The organism is Algoriphagus sp. AGSA1, assembly GCF_021390545.1.
Taxonomy (GTDB): domain Bacteria; phylum Bacteroidota; class Bacteroidia; order Cytophagales; family Cyclobacteriaceae; genus Algoriphagus.
The window spans coordinates 116,607-133,780 of record NZ_JAJUWR010000008.1 but is presented as its reverse complement, the minus strand read 5'-3'; the positions used below and the strand labels follow the sequence as shown (position 1 = coordinate 133,780).

Annotated in this window: 13 protein-coding genes; 2 read left to right on the top strand and 11 right to left on the bottom strand. The window is 41.6% G+C overall.

Annotated features, from left to right (window positions below):
* Window positions 1-43 precede the first annotated feature (43 nt).
* Together LZF95_RS08015 and LZF95_RS08010 are read left to right on the top strand one after the other, a co-directional pair.
* Complete coding sequence (locus tag LZF95_RS08015; RefSeq protein WP_233754461.1) at window positions 44-1,585, top strand: SulP family inorganic anion transporter; 1,542 nt, start codon at window positions 44-46, stop codon at window positions 1,583-1,585.
* Between the two features lie 203 nt (window positions 1,586-1,788).
* On the top strand, window positions 1,789-2,004 hold the full coding sequence (locus LZF95_RS08010) for a YwbE family protein (RefSeq protein ID WP_233754460.1): 216 nt from the start codon (window positions 1,789-1,791) through the stop codon (window positions 2,002-2,004).
* Here LZF95_RS08010 and LZF95_RS08005 read toward each other — a convergent pair.
* The 11 genes from LZF95_RS08005 to LZF95_RS07955 all read right to left on the bottom strand — a co-directional run bounded on the left by LZF95_RS08005 (window position 2,001) and on the right by LZF95_RS07955 (window position 17,107).
* Window positions 2,001-2,471: a DUF1456 family protein gene (locus tag LZF95_RS08005; RefSeq protein WP_233754459.1), complete on the bottom strand. Its 471-nt coding sequence runs from the start codon at window positions 2,469-2,471 to the stop codon at window positions 2,001-2,003. The genes LZF95_RS08010 and LZF95_RS08005 overlap by 4 nt on opposite strands.
* A gap of 229 nt (window positions 2,472-2,700) precedes the next feature.
* On the bottom strand, window positions 2,701-3,813 hold the full coding sequence (locus tag LZF95_RS08000; protein ID WP_233754458.1) for a TlpA disulfide reductase family protein: 1,113 nt from the start codon (window positions 3,811-3,813) through the stop codon (window positions 2,701-2,703).
* 68 nt (window positions 3,814-3,881) lie between these two features.
* Window positions 3,882-4,754, bottom strand: coding sequence for a serine protease (locus tag LZF95_RS07995; RefSeq protein ID WP_233754457.1), 873 nt, complete (start codon window positions 4,752-4,754; stop codon window positions 3,882-3,884).
* Window positions 4,755-5,014: 260 nt separating this feature from the next.
* On the bottom strand, window positions 5,015-6,430 hold the full coding sequence (locus LZF95_RS07990) for a PKD-like family lipoprotein (protein WP_233754456.1): 1,416 nt from the start codon (window positions 6,428-6,430) through the stop codon (window positions 5,015-5,017).
* Window positions 6,431-6,583: 153 nt separating this feature from the next.
* Window positions 6,584-7,417: a DUF4843 domain-containing protein gene (locus tag LZF95_RS07985; protein ID WP_233754455.1), complete on the bottom strand. Its 834-nt coding sequence runs from the start codon at window positions 7,415-7,417 to the stop codon at window positions 6,584-6,586.
* An 18-nt stretch (window positions 7,418-7,435) separates the two neighbouring features.
* Window positions 7,436-8,938 (bottom strand): RagB/SusD family nutrient uptake outer membrane protein, encoded by a 1,503-nt coding sequence (locus LZF95_RS07980; RefSeq protein WP_233754454.1) that lies wholly within the window; start codon window positions 8,936-8,938, stop codon window positions 7,436-7,438.
* 159 nt (window positions 8,939-9,097) lie between these two features.
* Window positions 9,098-12,517 carry a SusC/RagA family TonB-linked outer membrane protein gene (locus LZF95_RS07975; RefSeq protein WP_233754453.1) on the bottom strand — a complete coding sequence of 1,140 codons (3,420 nt, stop codon included), beginning with the start codon at window positions 12,515-12,517 and terminating at the stop codon, window positions 9,098-9,100.
* A 213-nt stretch (window positions 12,518-12,730) separates the two neighbouring features.
* A complete protein-coding gene (locus tag LZF95_RS07970) occupies window positions 12,731-13,780 on the bottom strand; it encodes a FecR family protein (protein ID WP_233754452.1) in 1,050 nt (349 codons plus the stop codon).
* A 138-nt stretch (window positions 13,781-13,918) separates the two neighbouring features.
* Entirely contained in the window at window positions 13,919-14,503 is a 585-nt protein-coding gene (locus tag LZF95_RS07965; protein ID WP_233754451.1) for an RNA polymerase sigma-70 factor, read from the bottom strand.
* Between the two features lie 680 nt (window positions 14,504-15,183).
* Window positions 15,184-15,621: a VOC family protein gene (locus LZF95_RS07960; protein WP_233754450.1), complete on the bottom strand. Its 438-nt coding sequence runs from the start codon at window positions 15,619-15,621 to the stop codon at window positions 15,184-15,186.
* A gap of 106 nt (window positions 15,622-15,727) precedes the next feature.
* Window positions 15,728-17,107: an MATE family efflux transporter gene (locus LZF95_RS07955; RefSeq protein ID WP_233754449.1), complete on the bottom strand. Its 1,380-nt coding sequence runs from the start codon at window positions 17,105-17,107 to the stop codon at window positions 15,728-15,730.
* Window positions 17,108-17,174: the final 67 nt, after the last annotated feature.

Here is a 17,174-nt window from a genome sequence, read left to right as displayed (position 1 = left end):
GGTCTATTTCACCGTCCTCGAATCCCCAAAAAGACTAATTTTCATGAACACACCTCTTGGTAAGAATTTAAAATACGATTTAAAAGCAAGTTTGGTGGTGTTCTTGGTCGCCCTTCCCCTGTGTCTGGGTATTGCGGTAGCGAGTGGCGCACCGCCCATGTCCGGATTAATAGCGGGAATAGTGGGGGGAATCATTGTAGGGGCTTTGTCAGGGTCACATGTAAGTGTGAGTGGGCCTGCTGCCGGCCTGACTGTAATCGTCTTGGATTCCATCACCAGCATGGGCTCTTTCCCTTTATTCCTTGCAGCACTGGTGGCTGCCGGACTGATTCAACTCGGACTTGGAATAGTCAGGGCCGGAGTGATAGGTTATTATTTTCCACATGCAGTGATTAAAGGTATGCTTACCGCCATAGGATTGATTTTGATTCTCAAACAGATTCCGCATGCGCTAGGATATGATGTAGATCTTATGGGGGATGAGGCATTTCTACAGGCTGATAACCACAATACTTTTACGGAAATATGGTACGCGATCAAATACCATAGTATCGGGGCTATTCCAATAGTACTGATTGCCATGGGAATCTTGATCCTTTTTGAAAGACCCCAAGTCAAAAACCACAAATTATTTGGAGCTATACCTGGCGCTTTGTGGGCTGTTATTTCGGGGATAGTTATTAATTATCTATATGGGTTCTGGATTCCTGAGTGGAAATTGACCGGAGAGCATCTAGTGAACATTCCAGTACTCGATTCTATGGGCAATATCGGTGACCTGTTGACTTTTCCTGATTTTTCAGGCATCGGGGCAAGTACTTTCTGGATTGTAGCAGCCACTATTGCCATCATCGGCAGCTTGGAAACACTCCTGAGCATAGATGCCGCTGATAAATTGGATCCTTTTAAAAGAACTACACCTCCCAGCAAAGAATTAGTGGCGCAGGGAATAGGCAACACAATTTCAGGATTGATAGGTGGACTGCCGGTGACAGCTGTCATTGTGAGAAGTTCTGCAAATGTAGCCTCTGGAGCAAGAACAAAAATGTCAGCAGTTTTTCATGGGGTTTTATTGATGATTTTGGTATTAGCGATTCCAAACATACTGAACATGATCCCGTTAAGCTGCCTGGCCGCAGTTTTGTTTCTTGTGGGATATAAACTTGCCAAACCGGCCATTTTCAAATATATGTATAGAAACGGATGGGATCAGTTTATACCCTTTATCATGACAGTCATAGCAATTTTATTTACTGATCTACTGGTTGGAATAGGTATAGGTATGGTGTTCGGACTGTTTTTCGTGATCAAAACTAACTTTATACGTGCGGTCACTTTGACAGAAATGAAAGAAACCTACCTCCTACAGTTCCATAAAGACGTATCCTTTTTGAATAAGGCGTTGTTGATGAAAAATCTGGAAAAAATCCCTGAGGGCAGTGAGTTGATCATCAACACAGAGAAGGCCCAGTTTATTGACCATGATATTCAGGTAGTTCTAACTGATTTCATTGAGTCAAGTTCTGACAAAAACATAACAGTAACCTTGCAGGGATATAAGTATAAAGCACACCAAAATGTATGATCCCATGCAAAAACCTCCAGCCTAAAATACTTGGGATCGCATATCAAACCTTAACGCTGGAAAAAGCACTTAATCGGGGCAGTTAGTCCCAACGGGCAATAATCCCTTAGATTACGTCCTTATCCCGTAAAATTGTATCTGACTTATCAGAAGTATGGAATTCCACCAAAGTCCTGACACAGTCTCAGCATCGCGATTATAAAATGGAAAAGAAAACACGCACAGGCACAATAAGAAAAAACATAAATCTAGACAGTGAAGTCAGCATAGTACAGAAGCACCACCAACGGACGGGCAAACTGACTACGGGTTTCGTAAAAAGAATCCTCACTTCCTCCCCCACCCATCCACGCGGGATCAAAGTAATGCTGGATACCGGCGAAATAGGGAGAGTAGTGGATGTGTTTATTGAGGATTAGCCGGTTGTGGAAGGCCTGTATTTTTCCTGAAGACCCTTTAAAAAATTTCTTAAAATCTGGTCTTTGCAAGGTCTGAATTGAGCCTGGCCTGGTTTACGGAAAAAAGCACTCAGTTCATGCTTGCTGACCGTCCTGCCCACCGATTCCAATATCTCCAAAATATCTTCATCTTTTAGATTTAGGGCAATTTTAAGCTTCCTGAGGATAATGTTGTTATTGAGCCTTTTTTCAGCCACAGGTTGCACCCCATCTTTTTTACCACGTTTGAGAATGATAAATCCATTCAGAAAAGTCGCCAATTCCTTGTCGTACATTTCTTCAAACTCAGGATCATCGTCACGTTTCAGCCAGTTGGCCACCAACTCACGGTTTACCGTCTCACCCCCGGACTTAATTATTTCTATCACGGTGAAATCATTGAAATCAAAAGTATAGCGAAGGCTTCGGGCTATGTCGTTGTTGGTCATAGGTAAGGATAAATCTAGATTGAAAAGCCAAAATTACGGCTTTTTCCGAAAGTCTTTGAATCCTACAGAACATGGGGCTTTAGTTAGATTATACAGGCAGCGCTAAAAATCCAAGTACGGAGATGCAGAGGATATGTATCATATAAAAAAACAAGACAGCCGAGCATACAATTACCCGGCTATCCTGTCCTGAATACCAGTTTATCTAAATCAAAAAAACAAAAAACCTTTAATCAAAAATCTCCTTGAGCTTAGCATTCAGTACTTCCCCTCTCAGTCCTTTGTCTATGATTCTTCCCTCTGGACTAACAAGGAAGTTGGCGGGGACGCCGCGTACACCATAAAGCACCGCCACTTCATTCTGCCACCCTTTTAAGTCTGAGACCTGAGTCCAGGGCAAGTCATCCTTTTCCACAGCTTTCAACCATTTTTCTCTGGATTCATCCAGAGAAATACCCAGAATATTAAATCCCTTATCATGATATTTCAGATACTCCGCCCGAAGGTTGGGGTTTTCTGCCCGGCATGGTCCGCACCAGCTGGCCCAAAACTCCAATAAGACATATTTCCCTTCATAGTCCTCCAAACTGACTACCGAACCCTCTACATCGGTTTGAGAAAATGGCAACGCCATTTTGCCTTCTTTGACCATGTCCAGATTATCCAGATGTGTGGCTACTTCCTTTCCTTTTTTAGTAGTAGTGACAGCTTCCGACAAGCCTGCATACAGCATGCGTGATTCGTCCAGGTTCTCCTCATTGCTGTAATTCAACAGTTCATTAAGGCTCGCAAAACTATCGGAAAACTCGAGTACAAATTGTTTTCTTATTGCTGCTTCGGATCTATACATGGAATCAGCAATAGTCTGGTATTCTTCATACCGCAATGAATCACCCGCTTCACCGGCCTCCTGCGCCATATTCCAGTATTTCATCACCGAATCTCTATGTGTCTGAATTCTTTCTTCCAAAACTTCAAAATCATCTTGTACAGGTGATCCACTCACATCCACGTGCGCCAATGAATCAAATGTACCGGTGAGTTTCATTGCTTTGTTTTCCACATAAAACACCTTCTGAAATCTGACTTCATCAGAGTAAATCATCACGAACTGGGGTTCATCTACAGTGCCAGAGACACTGAATTTCCCACGGTCAACGAGCAAGGTGTCCTTGTGGTCACCTGTAGAGTCTCGGTGCATAAAATAAATTTGAGAAACATCGAGACCTTTGATCTCACCCTCTATGGTAAAGTGATCTGATTCCCTCTCAATTTTTTCACTGGACGGCTGACAGGCATAAATACCTATGGCCAAAATTAGAATAACTAAACTATTTTTCATAATTGATCTTATCTGTATTATTGGTTGAGTTTTACGTTAATGCTGAATTTGAAAACATTTTAAGACACTTAGTTAATCAGGGCTTTTAGCCGACTAACTGGGATGATCTCCCTTGAAACCATTTGTACATTCCGATCAGAATTGTAAAGTGCCAGCGTGGCAGACACAACTCCCACTACATTGCCCTTCGTATCAAACACAGGAGCTCCACTCGATCCCTGTGAAAAATCTGCGGTAACGCTAGTCTTTTTGGCATCATTCCGAAGGTAACTTCTCGTGGCAACACCTGAAGTGAAAGAATAAAACATAGAATGCGGATGTGAAATAATACTTACATCCTGACCTGGAACAATATCCTGCCCCAGAGACAACACATTCGTTTTCTTACCCATGGCATCAAATCGAAAAATAGCCACATCATCATTGGCACTTGCAGCAAGGATTTCCTTTACGGGATAAACATGCCCATCAAAATCCATCACAACCACTGCCAAATCAGAATTTTCATCCGTGGCATCGCCTTTGAATATATGATAGCTTGTTACAGCAATTCCTTCTTCTGCAATCACAAAACCGGAAGCGGCCCGGAGGTGTGTATTTGGACAATCCTCACATTTATAAATGGTCGCTACTACAAGTACTCCGGAAGCATTTGTATTAAAGATTTCAGATGCCTCTACCTTGTTTTGGAAGGATTCCAATAACTTAAGATCAACATGATCATTGACCAGCTGTTTAGCCAACGTAGCAAAGCGCTCTGGGTGTCTATGCTCCATAAGCTTATGTGCCTCCTGATCTATATGTTGGAAAACGGCATCATCTATAATAACACCCGGCTCCGATTCATAAACCTTCTTTAGTTGCTGAGAATACCCAGCAAGGCCAAGAAACACGAGCATAGTAGATAATATAATTTTGAATTTTATAAACTTAAACTTCATCTTTTACTTATTAAATAAAATATTCAACTAACTAATCGAAATAAATACTGACAATAGAAAACCATCTATCCTTAAGTAAAGGACAAGTCCAAAAACCCTAAAATATAAAAGAGACTTTTTTTGGGTAAAGAAAAAAAAAGGGCTGAATAAGTGTCCGTATGGTTTAAAAACAAGTGACTTAAACCGTACTATACGATCCAAAAACCCAGCTCCTTTTGCTATTGTATAAATAAAATTGATTGGGTAGTATTTGTAAAGGCTTACTCTCTTATAAACACATCAACAGGAGCACCGACGAAACCATCTATTTGATGGGCTATATTCCCTCCCTTTCCGGTTCCAATATCCAAATAATAAAGACTTCCTTCAGTTCCGGCTATGATGTAATCACTGTTTGGAACAAACTCTATCATCGTCACAGGTTTACCTCCAAAATCTGCTGAAAGAGCTCTGATTTCTTCATTGATAGGGTTGTAGCGATAGATTTTATCGTTTGATGTGAAGTAGATAATACCCAATTGATTGCCAATCCAGATATTGGATTCGTTGATCAGGTCCGGACGGACAAAATCACGTACATAATCCGTCAGGAAAGTCTCTCCGTTCAACGTGAATTTAAACTCCACAAAGTTATTTGCCGAATCAGTTCCATAAGCATAAGAAGTCGCTCCATTCAAATAAAGCATGTGGGAAAAGGATACCAAGCCAGGTTTTTTGGGATCAAATCCAGTCCCTACTGTATCTACCTTATAATCCACTCCATAATAAGCGCCACTACTCGCAAAACGCACGAATTGATAATGCTTAATATCAAAGCCTAGATAATACTGAAGATCCACATAGATATAACTCGGAGCCAGTGAGTAATCGCCGGCAATAGCATTGCCATATCTGCCGTAATCAGGGCTAATATCCTGTGTACTGGTAGTTCCCAAATAAAGCTTATTGTTGAACACCCCTGTAGAGGCCCCCAGCATGGTGGGATATACATAATTTGGCATGATGGAATTTGGCGGAGAGAAAAAATTATCCTCGAGAGTTGCCTCGAAAAACATTGTGTTGGCATTAATACCTATTCCCGGATTGATCTCATCTTTTCCTAAAAACCAATACCTGGTCAGCCCCGTATTTGTATTTGCCTGATTGATAATAGGAACCAATTGAAACGGGTTGTCCGGCAGTGATCCGTTATTGAGACTCTCATATAAGTTGTTGATAACTGTGGAATCAGGTTTCACAAAGGCAAGTTTGCCCCGCCCATTATCATCACAAAGAGCAACAATCCCCTTAGAAAACTGTGTCTGACATTCAATAGTAAAAGGATAAAAATATTTCATGCCATTAGACTTGTCCAGCACACTGTATATACCGGGATATCTACCCGCTTTAAATCCAAACTGTATCTCCAGATTTTTCCCTGTGTAGGTCTCGTGCCTCATTTCCTCAGCTATTTGAATCTGCCATTCAAAAGAGAAATTATCCGTGTCCGCCATGCTGTGATCCAGAGTGGGATGTATCCGCAGACTGTCGCCAACCGATACTTGAAACACCGAATCGACAACTCCAAGTACCACGGGCTCTTCAGGGAGATCGTAGTTATAGTTTCCCAAGTCCTCATAACATGAGGTTGCCAAAAACAGGCAGCACACTATGGATATGATTGAATATGATTTCATGTGATTTTATTTTTTTTAAACCCGATCATTTGATCATGTCTGTAAGCGATGAAAGCTAACCTCAATGAGATTTTTCTTTGTGATGAAGACATGTATATCTTAAACATCGTGTGTGAAATCCGCAGCAAAGAGATTCGTCCTTCCAAAATGTATTTAATTTATAGTCACCCGTTGATTGTGTTCATTGTAGAAATAAAACTTCGCATCATCAGGATAATATGTCAATTCATATTTTGTGTCAGGGTTTGATATACTATAGAAATAGTACAATTGGTCATTTACCTTTTCCAAGGAATATTCGTCAGAGTGAGCTTCAGCCCAACTGAATGGGTCATTGATAAACTTTCTTAGCTGATCAATTAAAAAAAGGCTTCTCGGAATAAACAGATAGTCTGCATAGGAAGAGATCAAATCCTGATTCCCAACAGCGATCAAGTAAAGCTGGTGTTTTGTGCGGGAATAAGCCCCCAACTGACCAACCCACAAATCCCACCATTCCGGTTTTTCCAGTCTATTGGAAAACACTACTTTGGCGGCAATAAAGTCAGGGAAACCAACCCCAAAATCCTCACCACTTCGAAGTACCATACTGACTGACACTGAAGTATCCGCAAGAATGGGGTCAGAACTATACATAATAAATGGAATGTGTGTTTGTCCTGAGTCCGCAGGCATGAGGTAGTAGGCTTCCAACGGCTCATAATGGGTGCCTGGGACGGCTGTAGTCGCTGAATCGACCACAGACACAAAAAATTTCCTGTCATGAGGGATCCTTTTTCCCGAGATGGTGACTGGTAGGAAAACCGTATCTGATCCCAACTCCGGATTATAGGCAAATGTGTAAAAAACACTATCTCGGTCATTCGTGTTTTCGTCATCAAAATTAAAGAAAACATTGTCAGGAGACCGGTACAAAAGCTCATCCTCGTCCCGGCATGAAAACAAGGAGATAGATGCTAGAATAAGTAAGGTTAAATATCTTGTCATGTTAAGTTCGTTTATATATCAATCTCTGTCTCCAAAAACAATTTCATCATCAGGCATAGGCCAAACAAACACCTTATCACTGGCAGAAATAGTCCCTCCAGACTGGGCCATGATATCCCGGTTCAATCTCTTGTACATATAAAAAATCTGGCCTTCTCCATAAAACTCCTTGCGAGCCTCCTTGATTAGCTCGGATATAAAAAATTCATAATCAGTTTCATTATGAATCTCCGTCCCTATACCTCGGTTAAATCTAACTGTATTGAAGTATCCCCATGCCCTTTCCGGATCGGAATCAAAGCTGCATTCCGCAGCGATATAATACATCTCGCTCAAACGCAATGCAGGGGCCATCAAACTGTGTAGATTTGCATTTCCGTCCCGCTTGAATTTCATAAGCAGCAGTTTTGTGGTTATCCCGTCACTTTCTTGCTTCATCCATTCTTTGAACCTGAAATCATCTGCGCCTACACCGCCTGTTTCATAGAGGATATTTCCTTCTGCGGATACGATAGCCGTACTGGTGGCAATATTTTCAAATCTGCTTCTCAGATCGTTTTCCCTGGCCGGTATATACCATCCGAAAATCAATTCTTTATAAAGAACCCTATCCTTGAGTTCATCGTCATCTGCTGTAAAATCATTTTTATCTGTCCACGGAAACTTGCCTGATTCAATGACTTCCAACGCATATCTGAGTGCATTTACCTTGTCGTTTTTATACAAATACACCCTTGCCAATTCCGCACAAACAGCGTAGTAATTCATTCGGTGCCTTCTGTTTTGAATAAACAGATCGTTGCCCTGTTCTTCATTGGATCCATCATCGGGCAGGCCATCAAAATCATTATTGTAGGTGTAGCCTACCACATAGCTATCTGTTAAAATCGGATCAGATTCCAACAAAGTCCTTGCTTCAAGCAACTCTTCAATGATCAGGTCCAACACTTCAGACACGGTGGATTGAGGTGTAATCTCGGTAGAGTAATTGACCACATAAGGAATAGCAGGAGCTGCAGGATTACTGAAAAAGGACGGTGCGAACAATCGCAGCAAATCAAAATGCAAGTAAGCTCTCAGTGCCTTGGCTTCACCTTTAATCAATGGGGCATAAAGCGCATTTGTAAACACATCTTCTCTTTCATCAATATTTTCAAGAATGAGGTTGCTATTCCCAATAGCATTGTACAATCCATTCCAGATGCTGTTCTTCCTGGTTACAAAAGAATTGTCCAGGTAGTTGAATTCAGCCGTTTCGGCATAGGTTTCAGCCAAGGTATTGGAACCATTGGTCATGGAATAATTCTGGGCCAAAACGTCAAGAGAACCGAAAGTAAGTTCATTGCCATATATATCGCCTTCGGTACCTCTTACATAAACACCATTAAGTGCTTCAAAAAAACCATGTTCCGTACTGAACAACACCTCTTTTTCAATTTGGGACTCCGGTCTCACATCCAGATAATCCGCACATGAAGAGAAAATGAGCAGGCCCGAGAATAATATCAGGTATTTTTTCATCTGCATATTTTTTGTTTTTAATTGGTCAGATGGAATCTTTGACGATTAAAATAATCATTGCACTATGTGTTTTAATGATGATTTTAATCGTGTCGATTTCATTTCAATGTTTTTGATAGTATAAATTCTTCTGTCTATTTCGATTGATCCGGGTGCTGATCAGAACCTGGCCTGAACTGAGAATGTAACTGTTCTTGCAAACGGGTATTGGATACCACGTTCCAACTTCACAGGTGCCCATCTCCAGATATCATTCATGGTTACCGTGAATTTCAGGCTCTGCATTTTCAGGTCTTTAGCCAGTTTACCATAACTTTCGTAGCTCAGATTTACCGAACGCAACTCTACGGCGTTGTCCGTCTGCAAAAACCGTGAGGAGGCATTCGTGTTTTCCCTGATCGCTATATCCTTGAAGAATGCCACATCTCCCGACTCTTGCCACCTTTCCGACAGCACTCGCTTATCTGCGTTGTATCTCGGATCGGCGTTTTCCACTCGATCCACCAATGTCTGATTATAGAGATCCCCTCCGAGTTTGGTGTAAAAATTAACCGATAGATAGAAATTCTTATATGAGATATTGGTACCGAAAGAGCCGTCGATTATAGGTGAACTATCGCCTACCGGTACATTGTCTTTGGCATCGTACTCATAAGTGATTGTCCCATCCCGCTTCACATACAGCTCTCTTCCGTTTTCAGGGTCGATACCCAAAGAAGGAACCGCATATATGGTATTCAACGACTCTCCTTCTCTAAACCTCAACAATGGCGCTCCTCCCTGGTCTTCATCGACTTCATCATTGTACTTCTTGAGCGATTCAGAGATTTTCTTGATGGTGTTCTTGTTATGGGCAATATTGGCAAAGAGCCCTACAAACCAGCCTCCCGATCCGTGTATCACATTGGTTCTAAGCATTAACTCAAAACCTTTGTTCTCCATTACGCCAAGATTGGCCTTGTATGAACCAAAACCCACAGATGTCGGAACGATGATATCTGCCAGAACATCCTCGGTACTTCTATAATAGTACCTCGGCAACAGGTAGATTCTATTATTGAAAAGCGAAAGCTCTACACCCAAGTCATAGTTTCGTGTTCTCTGCCATTTCAACGACTCATTGCCATAACCCAGACTCACGGCACCCACTCCTGTCGAATACCAATCATTTCTGTATTCATAAGTGGTTTTGGACATGTACGATGGGAAAGAAACCTCACCGGTAACGCCGGTTGTGGCCCTTATCGTTAGTCTATTGATAAAAGACCTATTAGACAAGAAATCCTCATTATGCATGTTCCAACCAATACCGGCAGCCCAAAAGGGAGCATATTTATTTTCGGTTCCAAACTTTGACGAACCGTCAATCCGGGTGGCCAGGTCAAAGAGATACTTATCTTTTATAGAGTAATTAATATTGGCAAATAATCCCAGCAATCGCTCTACAGACCTATCTCCATTAGGAGAAGCATTTTCCTCATAGCGATTGGCAAAAGAAATATTTGTGAATCTGTCGCTTATAAACCCGGTAGCCGTAAAGCTCTTGAATTCAGAACTGTAGGTTCTCCAGTTCCCCCCTAGAGAGGCATTGAAAAAATGGTCTCCAATAGCCTTATTATACGAGGCCACAAAATTCCCATCTATAGAAGTCTCATTTGCCCCCGCATAATCATACCTTCCCCTATTTTTCAAGGCATCACCGGTATAGTTATAGAATTCATTACTAAATGGTGATTGGTATCTATCCCTGTCCGATAATATCCGATTTAAACTTATTTGTGCTTGCATGCGCAGACTCGGTGTAATTCGGTATATAGTGGAAAACGAATTGATGATCTGAGTGTAATTCTCAACGTCAGAATTGCTCAGGGTAGCATTGTATGCAGGATTCAGCACTACATCCTGCACCTGTGTGCCACTGGCCTCTCGGCGCTGCCAGCTGTCCACTGCTTGAAGAACATTGCCATTGTCGTCCTTTTTGGGGTAGTAGGGATTCATTCTCGCATAATCCGAAAAACTTCCATAAGGAGACTCCTGGCTTTTTGTTATCGTGATCGACAGCTGATTGTTAAAGGTGATTTTATCTTTCAAGTGGTAAGTAAGCCTTAAATCCCCTCCATACCGGTTTCGTTCAGACCCTTTCATGACACCTTTCATTTTTTGATATCTTCCTGTCACTCCATAAAGCATCGTGTTGGAACCTCCCTCTGCATAAATGGAGTGGGCACTCCCTATTGAGGTCTCTACAGGCTCGGACAACCAGTAGGAGTCCACCCCACTGACCACATTCTTCTTCTTTTGATAGTAGAGCAAATCCAATTCATTCTGGCTGTTACCATTAGTATTGGTACTGGTACTATATAGTCCTGCCAATCGCTCATATTCCAGCTTTTCTTCAGCATTTAGCAACTGGTACACGGAAAGGTCTGGTCCGCTGATATTTACATCGGCGGTATAGGTCACATGAATTTTCCCTTCCTCAGGAGGGTTGGTCGTAATGACTACTACTCCATTTGCAGCACGGGAACCATAAATAGCCGCAGCAGCCGCATCTTTCAGCAAAGTGATAGATGCAATGCGGTTATAGTTAAGATCAAAAACAGTTTGAATACTCACCTGAAAACCATCCAAAATGAAAGTGGGGAGGTTTGGATTATTGAGCAATGAAGCTTTGCTCAAATTGAAATCATCGGTAGATTCAGAAGTATTGCTGGGTAAACCTGTGGAGCCTCTGACGGTGATTTCCGGTAAAGCATTGGGATTGGATCCTAAAGAAGTGTTTTCCGACACCCTAAAAGAAGGATCAAACAATTGAATGGCGGCAAGGATATTGGTGGGATTAGCCTGCTTCAAATCCTCTCCTGAAATGGTGACTGTGGTTCCTGTAAACGATTCCTTCCTGATCTCAGAGTAACCATTGACCACAACTTCACTCAACTGGCCAATCTCCTCTTCCAGTGTAATCTGAAAAATACTTTGATCTCCGATTTTCACTTCCTGGGGTTTGTAACCTATAAAAGAAACCACCAGAAAACCCTCCTCATGATCGTCGGGAATATAAAACTTGAAAGATCCATCAATATCTGTGGTTGTTCCAATGCTGGTGCCTTTCAGCATGATAGTGGCCCCTACAATTCCCTCTCCTCTCACATCGGTAATTTTCCCGGAAAGGATTTTAGATTGGGGTGAGCTGAGCGGGATAATGTAGGGTTTTTCCCCATCTTTCTTTTCTTCCGGATTATGTTTAAAAAGAACAAGTTGTCCGCTCATTTCTTTGTAATCGACTCCAAAATCAGACAAGGTCACGCTGAGTACCTCACTCAGCTTTTGCCTATTGAATTTCGGAGAGATCTTTTCATTGACAGGAATGACCGATGGACTATAGACAAACCTAACATCTGCCATAGACTGAAGGCTTTCCAAAAAGTCAACCAACTCAACTTTATGCAATGAAATAGAAATTCTTTTATCTAATACTCGTCCATCTGCCACTTCTATGGAGAATGTAATGGCAATAATCAAGAGCATGGATATCTTATAATAAATATCCTTTAAAGCAAAATGCTGCTTTTTTTTCATATATATTTGTAATGTCGTTGTTCTAAAATTAACTTGGGCAATATCCTACCATCAGGTAGTAGTTGACTGGCAATGTTAGGGCATTGCCAGTTTTTTATCTACGCTCAGCTGATCCTATGAGGGAAAAGAATCAGGTATATCTGTTAAGTTTTAGGGGGATAGTAGCGGTGTTTACATAGTCTGCTGTTTCATGAGAATAATAGATTTATTAGGTTAGAGGCTGCATGCATTCCCTTTGATGATGATGCTGAGGTTGTTTACTTCATATGACATTCCGGTGGATTGACAGATCAAATCAAGTTTGGAATACATGTTTTCATCATTTAAATCGCCTGTAAAGGTGCAATTGTATATTCTTGAATCGTCGGGAATTATATTTATCCCGTAGGTTACTTCAATATCATTCAAAACCTGCTGTAACTGTACATTTTTATAATTAAACCCAAACTCGACAAGGGCTTGTGCGCTCTTGAGTGGTTTTGGATTATCAACTATTGCAGGGATTAATTCTTTTGACTCCTCATTGAAGATTACTTTTTGATTTGGTGTGATGTAAACCTCCTTATTGGCATCACTTGCAGACACGCCTTGATTATTTGCGGTGACCAGCACTTTTCCCGTGACCACTTCCACTTCACTTTCTGGAGATTCCCCTGACCTTACATAGAAGCTAGTCCCAATTACTTTGGTAATCAAACTATTGGAAAACACGAAAAATGGACTGTCGGTATTTTTGCTCACCTCAAAAAATGCCTCTCCCGACAAAAAGATCTCTCTTTTATCCTTTTCAAACGCTTTAGGATAAATTATTTTGGCTCCTGTATGAAGGGTTATCCTACTTCCATCTTCCATCTCCACAATCATAAGTGAGTCGGTTCTGTTTTCCTTCGTAATAGGCTCGGCAATCGCCGCTATCCGTTCTTGCTGTGTGACATCGGATTGTTTATAGACAACATTGAACAACAATGCCGCACATATAACAATACCGACCACTCCCGCGGCAGCCACAAATTTCGGCCACAGTCTAACAGCACGAACTTGGTTGATTGGCTCAATTTGCTTTTTTGATGAAGACGCAGATTCACCAATGACACGAGCCCACATCATTTCCCCAATTGATTCCAATTCCTCTGAACTTATTTCCGGTAAATTGTACTTTTTGCCCAGGGAATCGTACCACTCTTCCACGATTGCCCGTTCTTCATCGGTACAGTTGCCCAATTGGTAGCGTTCCAGTAAATTCTGAAGGTAATCTCTGCTCATAGTTTGCTCAGTTCATGTGTATAGTCAATCAGACTTAGCCTATCCCTAAACACGACATGATATTTTTGTGATTTTTTTTTGAATTTATTCCTCTTGGGCTAATACAGGAATTTGATTGGATGGAAAACAGGTGATCGACTACCAAGTTTTGAAGATCCAAAAGAGAATCACCATCAGGTATTCTTTTAGATAAATCCTCATCTTCTTAAGGCTTTGACTGATATGGTATTCTACCGCTTTTTCGGAAAGGTCCAACAGGTCAGCTATTTCCTTTACCGGTTTGTTTTCCTCCCTACTCATTTTAAAGACCATCCTCGTCTTTTCCGGAAGAGAATCCATGGCAAGTCTTATACTTTCCGACAATTCATTCAGTCTGGCCAAATGATCGCTACTGCTCTCTGAAGAATTAGTATGGTTTTTGGCAAATTGCCTGTACTTTTCCTTTACAACCTGGGATTTGTAAAAATTAATGATGGCATAACGTATGGACTGGTTCAGCCAGCCTGAAAGATGCTGGATGCCTACCATATTTCTTCGATCCCATAAGCTCATGAATAGATCTTGGGTAAGCCCCTCCGCTTTTTCCTTGCTTCCAATCTTTCTGTACGCCTGTAAAAATATTAGTTTCCAATAGCGGTTGTATATTTCCTGAAAGGCATCCTCATCTTCTTCATTTACTAAACGATCAACTAACTCTTCATCTCTTAGTAAAGAGTAATTCATAGCGTTTTGTTTAATATTTTAACTGCTGACATAGAACTTCATGTGTCTAAAACTAAGTAAAATTAATTTTAGAATAACATGGTCAACTCGATTGACATAAGATATTTATTGAATAAACCTCCTGTTTCCTTACAAATACTAAAACAAAAATGACTTTTTGATATGGAATTTTCATTTAAAGGCAGCCAAGGTTCCTACTAATTAGCCGAATGCCAGGCTTTTTAAATCGGATAAAACATGTCTGTGCTCAGATGTCTGTTTTATACAGGATTTTGGCGGCCTTTTCCCAAAGAGCCCATCCACGCTGGCTCATGGCTAAAATGCCTGAAAAATACCTTACAAAGAAATAAGGTCTAGAACTTACGATCTGACACAGTCCTCTGTCAGAAAAAAGGCCAAAAAAGCTAAGGACTGCACTAACCTTAAACTTACAGGAATGCCCAGGCTTCTAGAATCATAAAACACTAATCGGAAAGCAGGGCTTGATGTACCTAATACCAAGGACGTATGCAATCGTCCAATCTTCCACTAAATAGGGCTTGCTGAAAAACCGCTCGCATGAAAAACAAGCTAATCATTCCAAATGAAAGCTTTTAATCTATTGCTGGCGTTTTTAAGCAGGCCCTAAAATAGCTGGGAATCAAACTCCCCGGCTATACAAAACAAAACCTAATGCCAGTTTACCCTTGTTGGGCAGCCTCATTAAAACTGATCATCCAATTTATTCCAAATTTATCTGTAAGCATCCCAAAATAATCCCCCCAAAATGTATTGTCCATGGGCATCGTCACTTTCCCTTCTGCGGAAAGTTGAGAGAAAAAGGTATCCGCTTTTTCCTTGGAATCCGTATTTATTGAAAGTGAGAAATTATTCCCAACAGTCAACGGCCCACCATGTCCACCGGTGTCACTTCCCATCAGCACGCATTCCTTGCTGATCGGCAAACTGATATGCATGATTTGATTTCTGGCTTCGTCAGAGATTGGATAATTTGGATCTTCCGGCATATCAGAAAATCTCCCTACATGGGCAAATTCTCCTCCAAAAACAGTACGATAGAAATTGAAGGCATTCTCGCAATTTCCTTCAAAAGTCAAGTAAGTGTTAATTGTAGTCATCGTGTTTGGGGTTATGGTTATAAATCAAATTTTAGTATTATTCATTTTCATTGCCAAGCATGGCTATACATCCAATTTATGAAAATCGTAACGTGAGGACAAGCAATTACACCTCCATCAACTTCCAATTACCCCTTTTAAAGAAGAAAAGAGCAACCAAAGAGTGGAAACTATGGCTAAATGCGATGGAGATAAATATCCCCAGATGCGCCAGTCCAAACGGGAAAGCAAGCACATACGCCAGTGGGATTTCAATAAACCACAGAACCCCGATATTGATCCAGGCGGGGGTTTTGGTGTCCCCAGCCCCGTTAAATGCCTGCGTCAATACCATCCCAACAGCGAAGAAGACATAACCCAACACCACTACCCAAAGCCCTTGGGCTGCCACTTGCTGTACTTCCGGAATATCCGTGAAGAACCCCGCAAGCTGTTGGTTAAACAAAAGGTAAATCCCGGTGACAGAAGCCATGAAGACCACGGTATATCTAGTGGTCAGCCAAACGGCTTTTTCAGCGCGATCAGGTTGCTTGGCTCCCAGGTTTTGTCCTACCAATGTGGACGCTGCACCTGACAAACCCCATGCTGGCAAAAGTGTAAAAATCAAAATCCTAAAAGCAATGGTAAAACCGGCTAAGGAAGCTGATCCAAACTCAGCATTCATCCGGGTTAGGGCTATCCAAGACACCGAATCAATCAAGAACTGCCCCATTCCACCAACGGCGATCTCCATTATCTTTTTTATGATCTCCCAGGAAATCATGATGTTTTCTTTGAGGATCTTTAGCCTGTGCTTACCATTGAACAGATGGTATAATTGATACACGACACCTACCCCTCTTCCAAAAGTGGTAGCAATAGCCGCGCCTTCCAGACCATAACCATCCCAGCTTCCTATACCAAAAATCATAACCGGGTCCAATATCATATTCAAGCCATTGGCGATCCAAAGTGACCGCATCGCATGATGGGCCTGTCCGGCCCCACGGAAAGCACCGTTAAGCAAGAACAGAAGCATAATCGCTGTATTGCCGGCAAAAATGATCCTGGTATAATTCACGCCCGTCTCGATCACTTGTGCCTCAGCTCCCATCAATCCCAAAATATCCGGCGCGAAAATCCAGCCCAGCACCCCTAGGATAATCGATATTGCACCCCCAACTATTAGCAGCTGGAAAGCCGCCGCGCCTGCTTCTTTATAATCCTTTTCCCCAAATCTTCTTGATATCAAAGCCGTAGCGGCCATGCTTATCCCAAACCCCATGGCATATACCAGCACAATCACTGATTCCGTCAGCCCTACAGTGGCGATGGCATGCTCTCCCAATTTTGCCACAAAGAAGATATCCACCACAGCAAAGGCAGACTCCATCATCATCTCCAGAATCATGGGAATCGCAAGAATGAAAATGGCTGTTTTCAGGGTAAGACTAGTAAAATCCTGCTCCTTGCCCTGCAAGGCGTCTTTGATTAATTGCCAGGTCATTGTGTTTACAAAAATTACGAAGGCGAAGAAAGTTAATTTTCCGCTCATCCAAAAACCTCTTCAGCTA

Excerpts from the sequence above, each read along its gene's own strand:
- LZF95_RS07955 (WP_233754449.1), bottom strand. The coding sequence starts at position 17,107 with ATGACCTGGCAATTAATCAAAGACGCCTTGCAGGGCAAGGAGCAGGAT.
- LZF95_RS07990 (WP_233754456.1), bottom strand. The coding sequence starts at position 6,430 with ATGAAATCATATTCAATCATATCCATAGTGTGCTGCCTGTTTTTGGCA.
- LZF95_RS08010 (WP_233754460.1), top strand. The coding sequence starts at position 1,789 with ATGGAAAAGAAAACACGCACAGGCACAATAAGAAAAAACATAAATCTA.
- LZF95_RS07960 (WP_233754450.1), bottom strand. The coding sequence starts at position 15,621 with ATGACTACAATTAACACTTACTTGACTTTTGAAGGAAATTGCGAGAAT.
- LZF95_RS08005 (WP_233754459.1), bottom strand. The coding sequence starts at position 2,471 with ATGACCAACAACGACATAGCCCGAAGCCTTCGCTATACTTTTGATTTC.
- LZF95_RS07985 (WP_233754455.1), bottom strand. The coding sequence starts at position 7,417 with ATGACAAGATATTTAACCTTACTTATTCTAGCATCTATCTCCTTGTTT.
- LZF95_RS07975 (WP_233754453.1), bottom strand. The coding sequence starts at position 12,517 with ATGAAAAAAAAGCAGCATTTTGCTTTAAAGGATATTTATTATAAGATA.
- LZF95_RS07980 (WP_233754454.1), bottom strand. The coding sequence starts at position 8,938 with ATGAAAAAATACCTGATATTATTCTCGGGCCTGCTCATTTTCTCTTCA.
- LZF95_RS07995 (WP_233754457.1), bottom strand. The coding sequence starts at position 4,754 with ATGAAGTTTAAGTTTATAAAATTCAAAATTATATTATCTACTATGCTC.
- LZF95_RS07965 (WP_233754451.1), bottom strand. The coding sequence starts at position 14,503 with ATGAATTACTCTTTACTAAGAGATGAAGAGTTAGTTGATCGTTTAGTA.
- LZF95_RS07970 (WP_233754452.1), bottom strand. The coding sequence starts at position 13,780 with ATGAGCAGAGATTACCTTCAGAATTTACTGGAACGCTACCAATTGGGC.
- LZF95_RS08015 (WP_233754461.1), top strand. The coding sequence starts at position 44 with ATGAACACACCTCTTGGTAAGAATTTAAAATACGATTTAAAAGCAAGT.
- LZF95_RS08000 (WP_233754458.1), bottom strand. The coding sequence starts at position 3,813 with ATGAAAAATAGTTTAGTTATTCTAATTTTGGCCATAGGTATTTATGCC.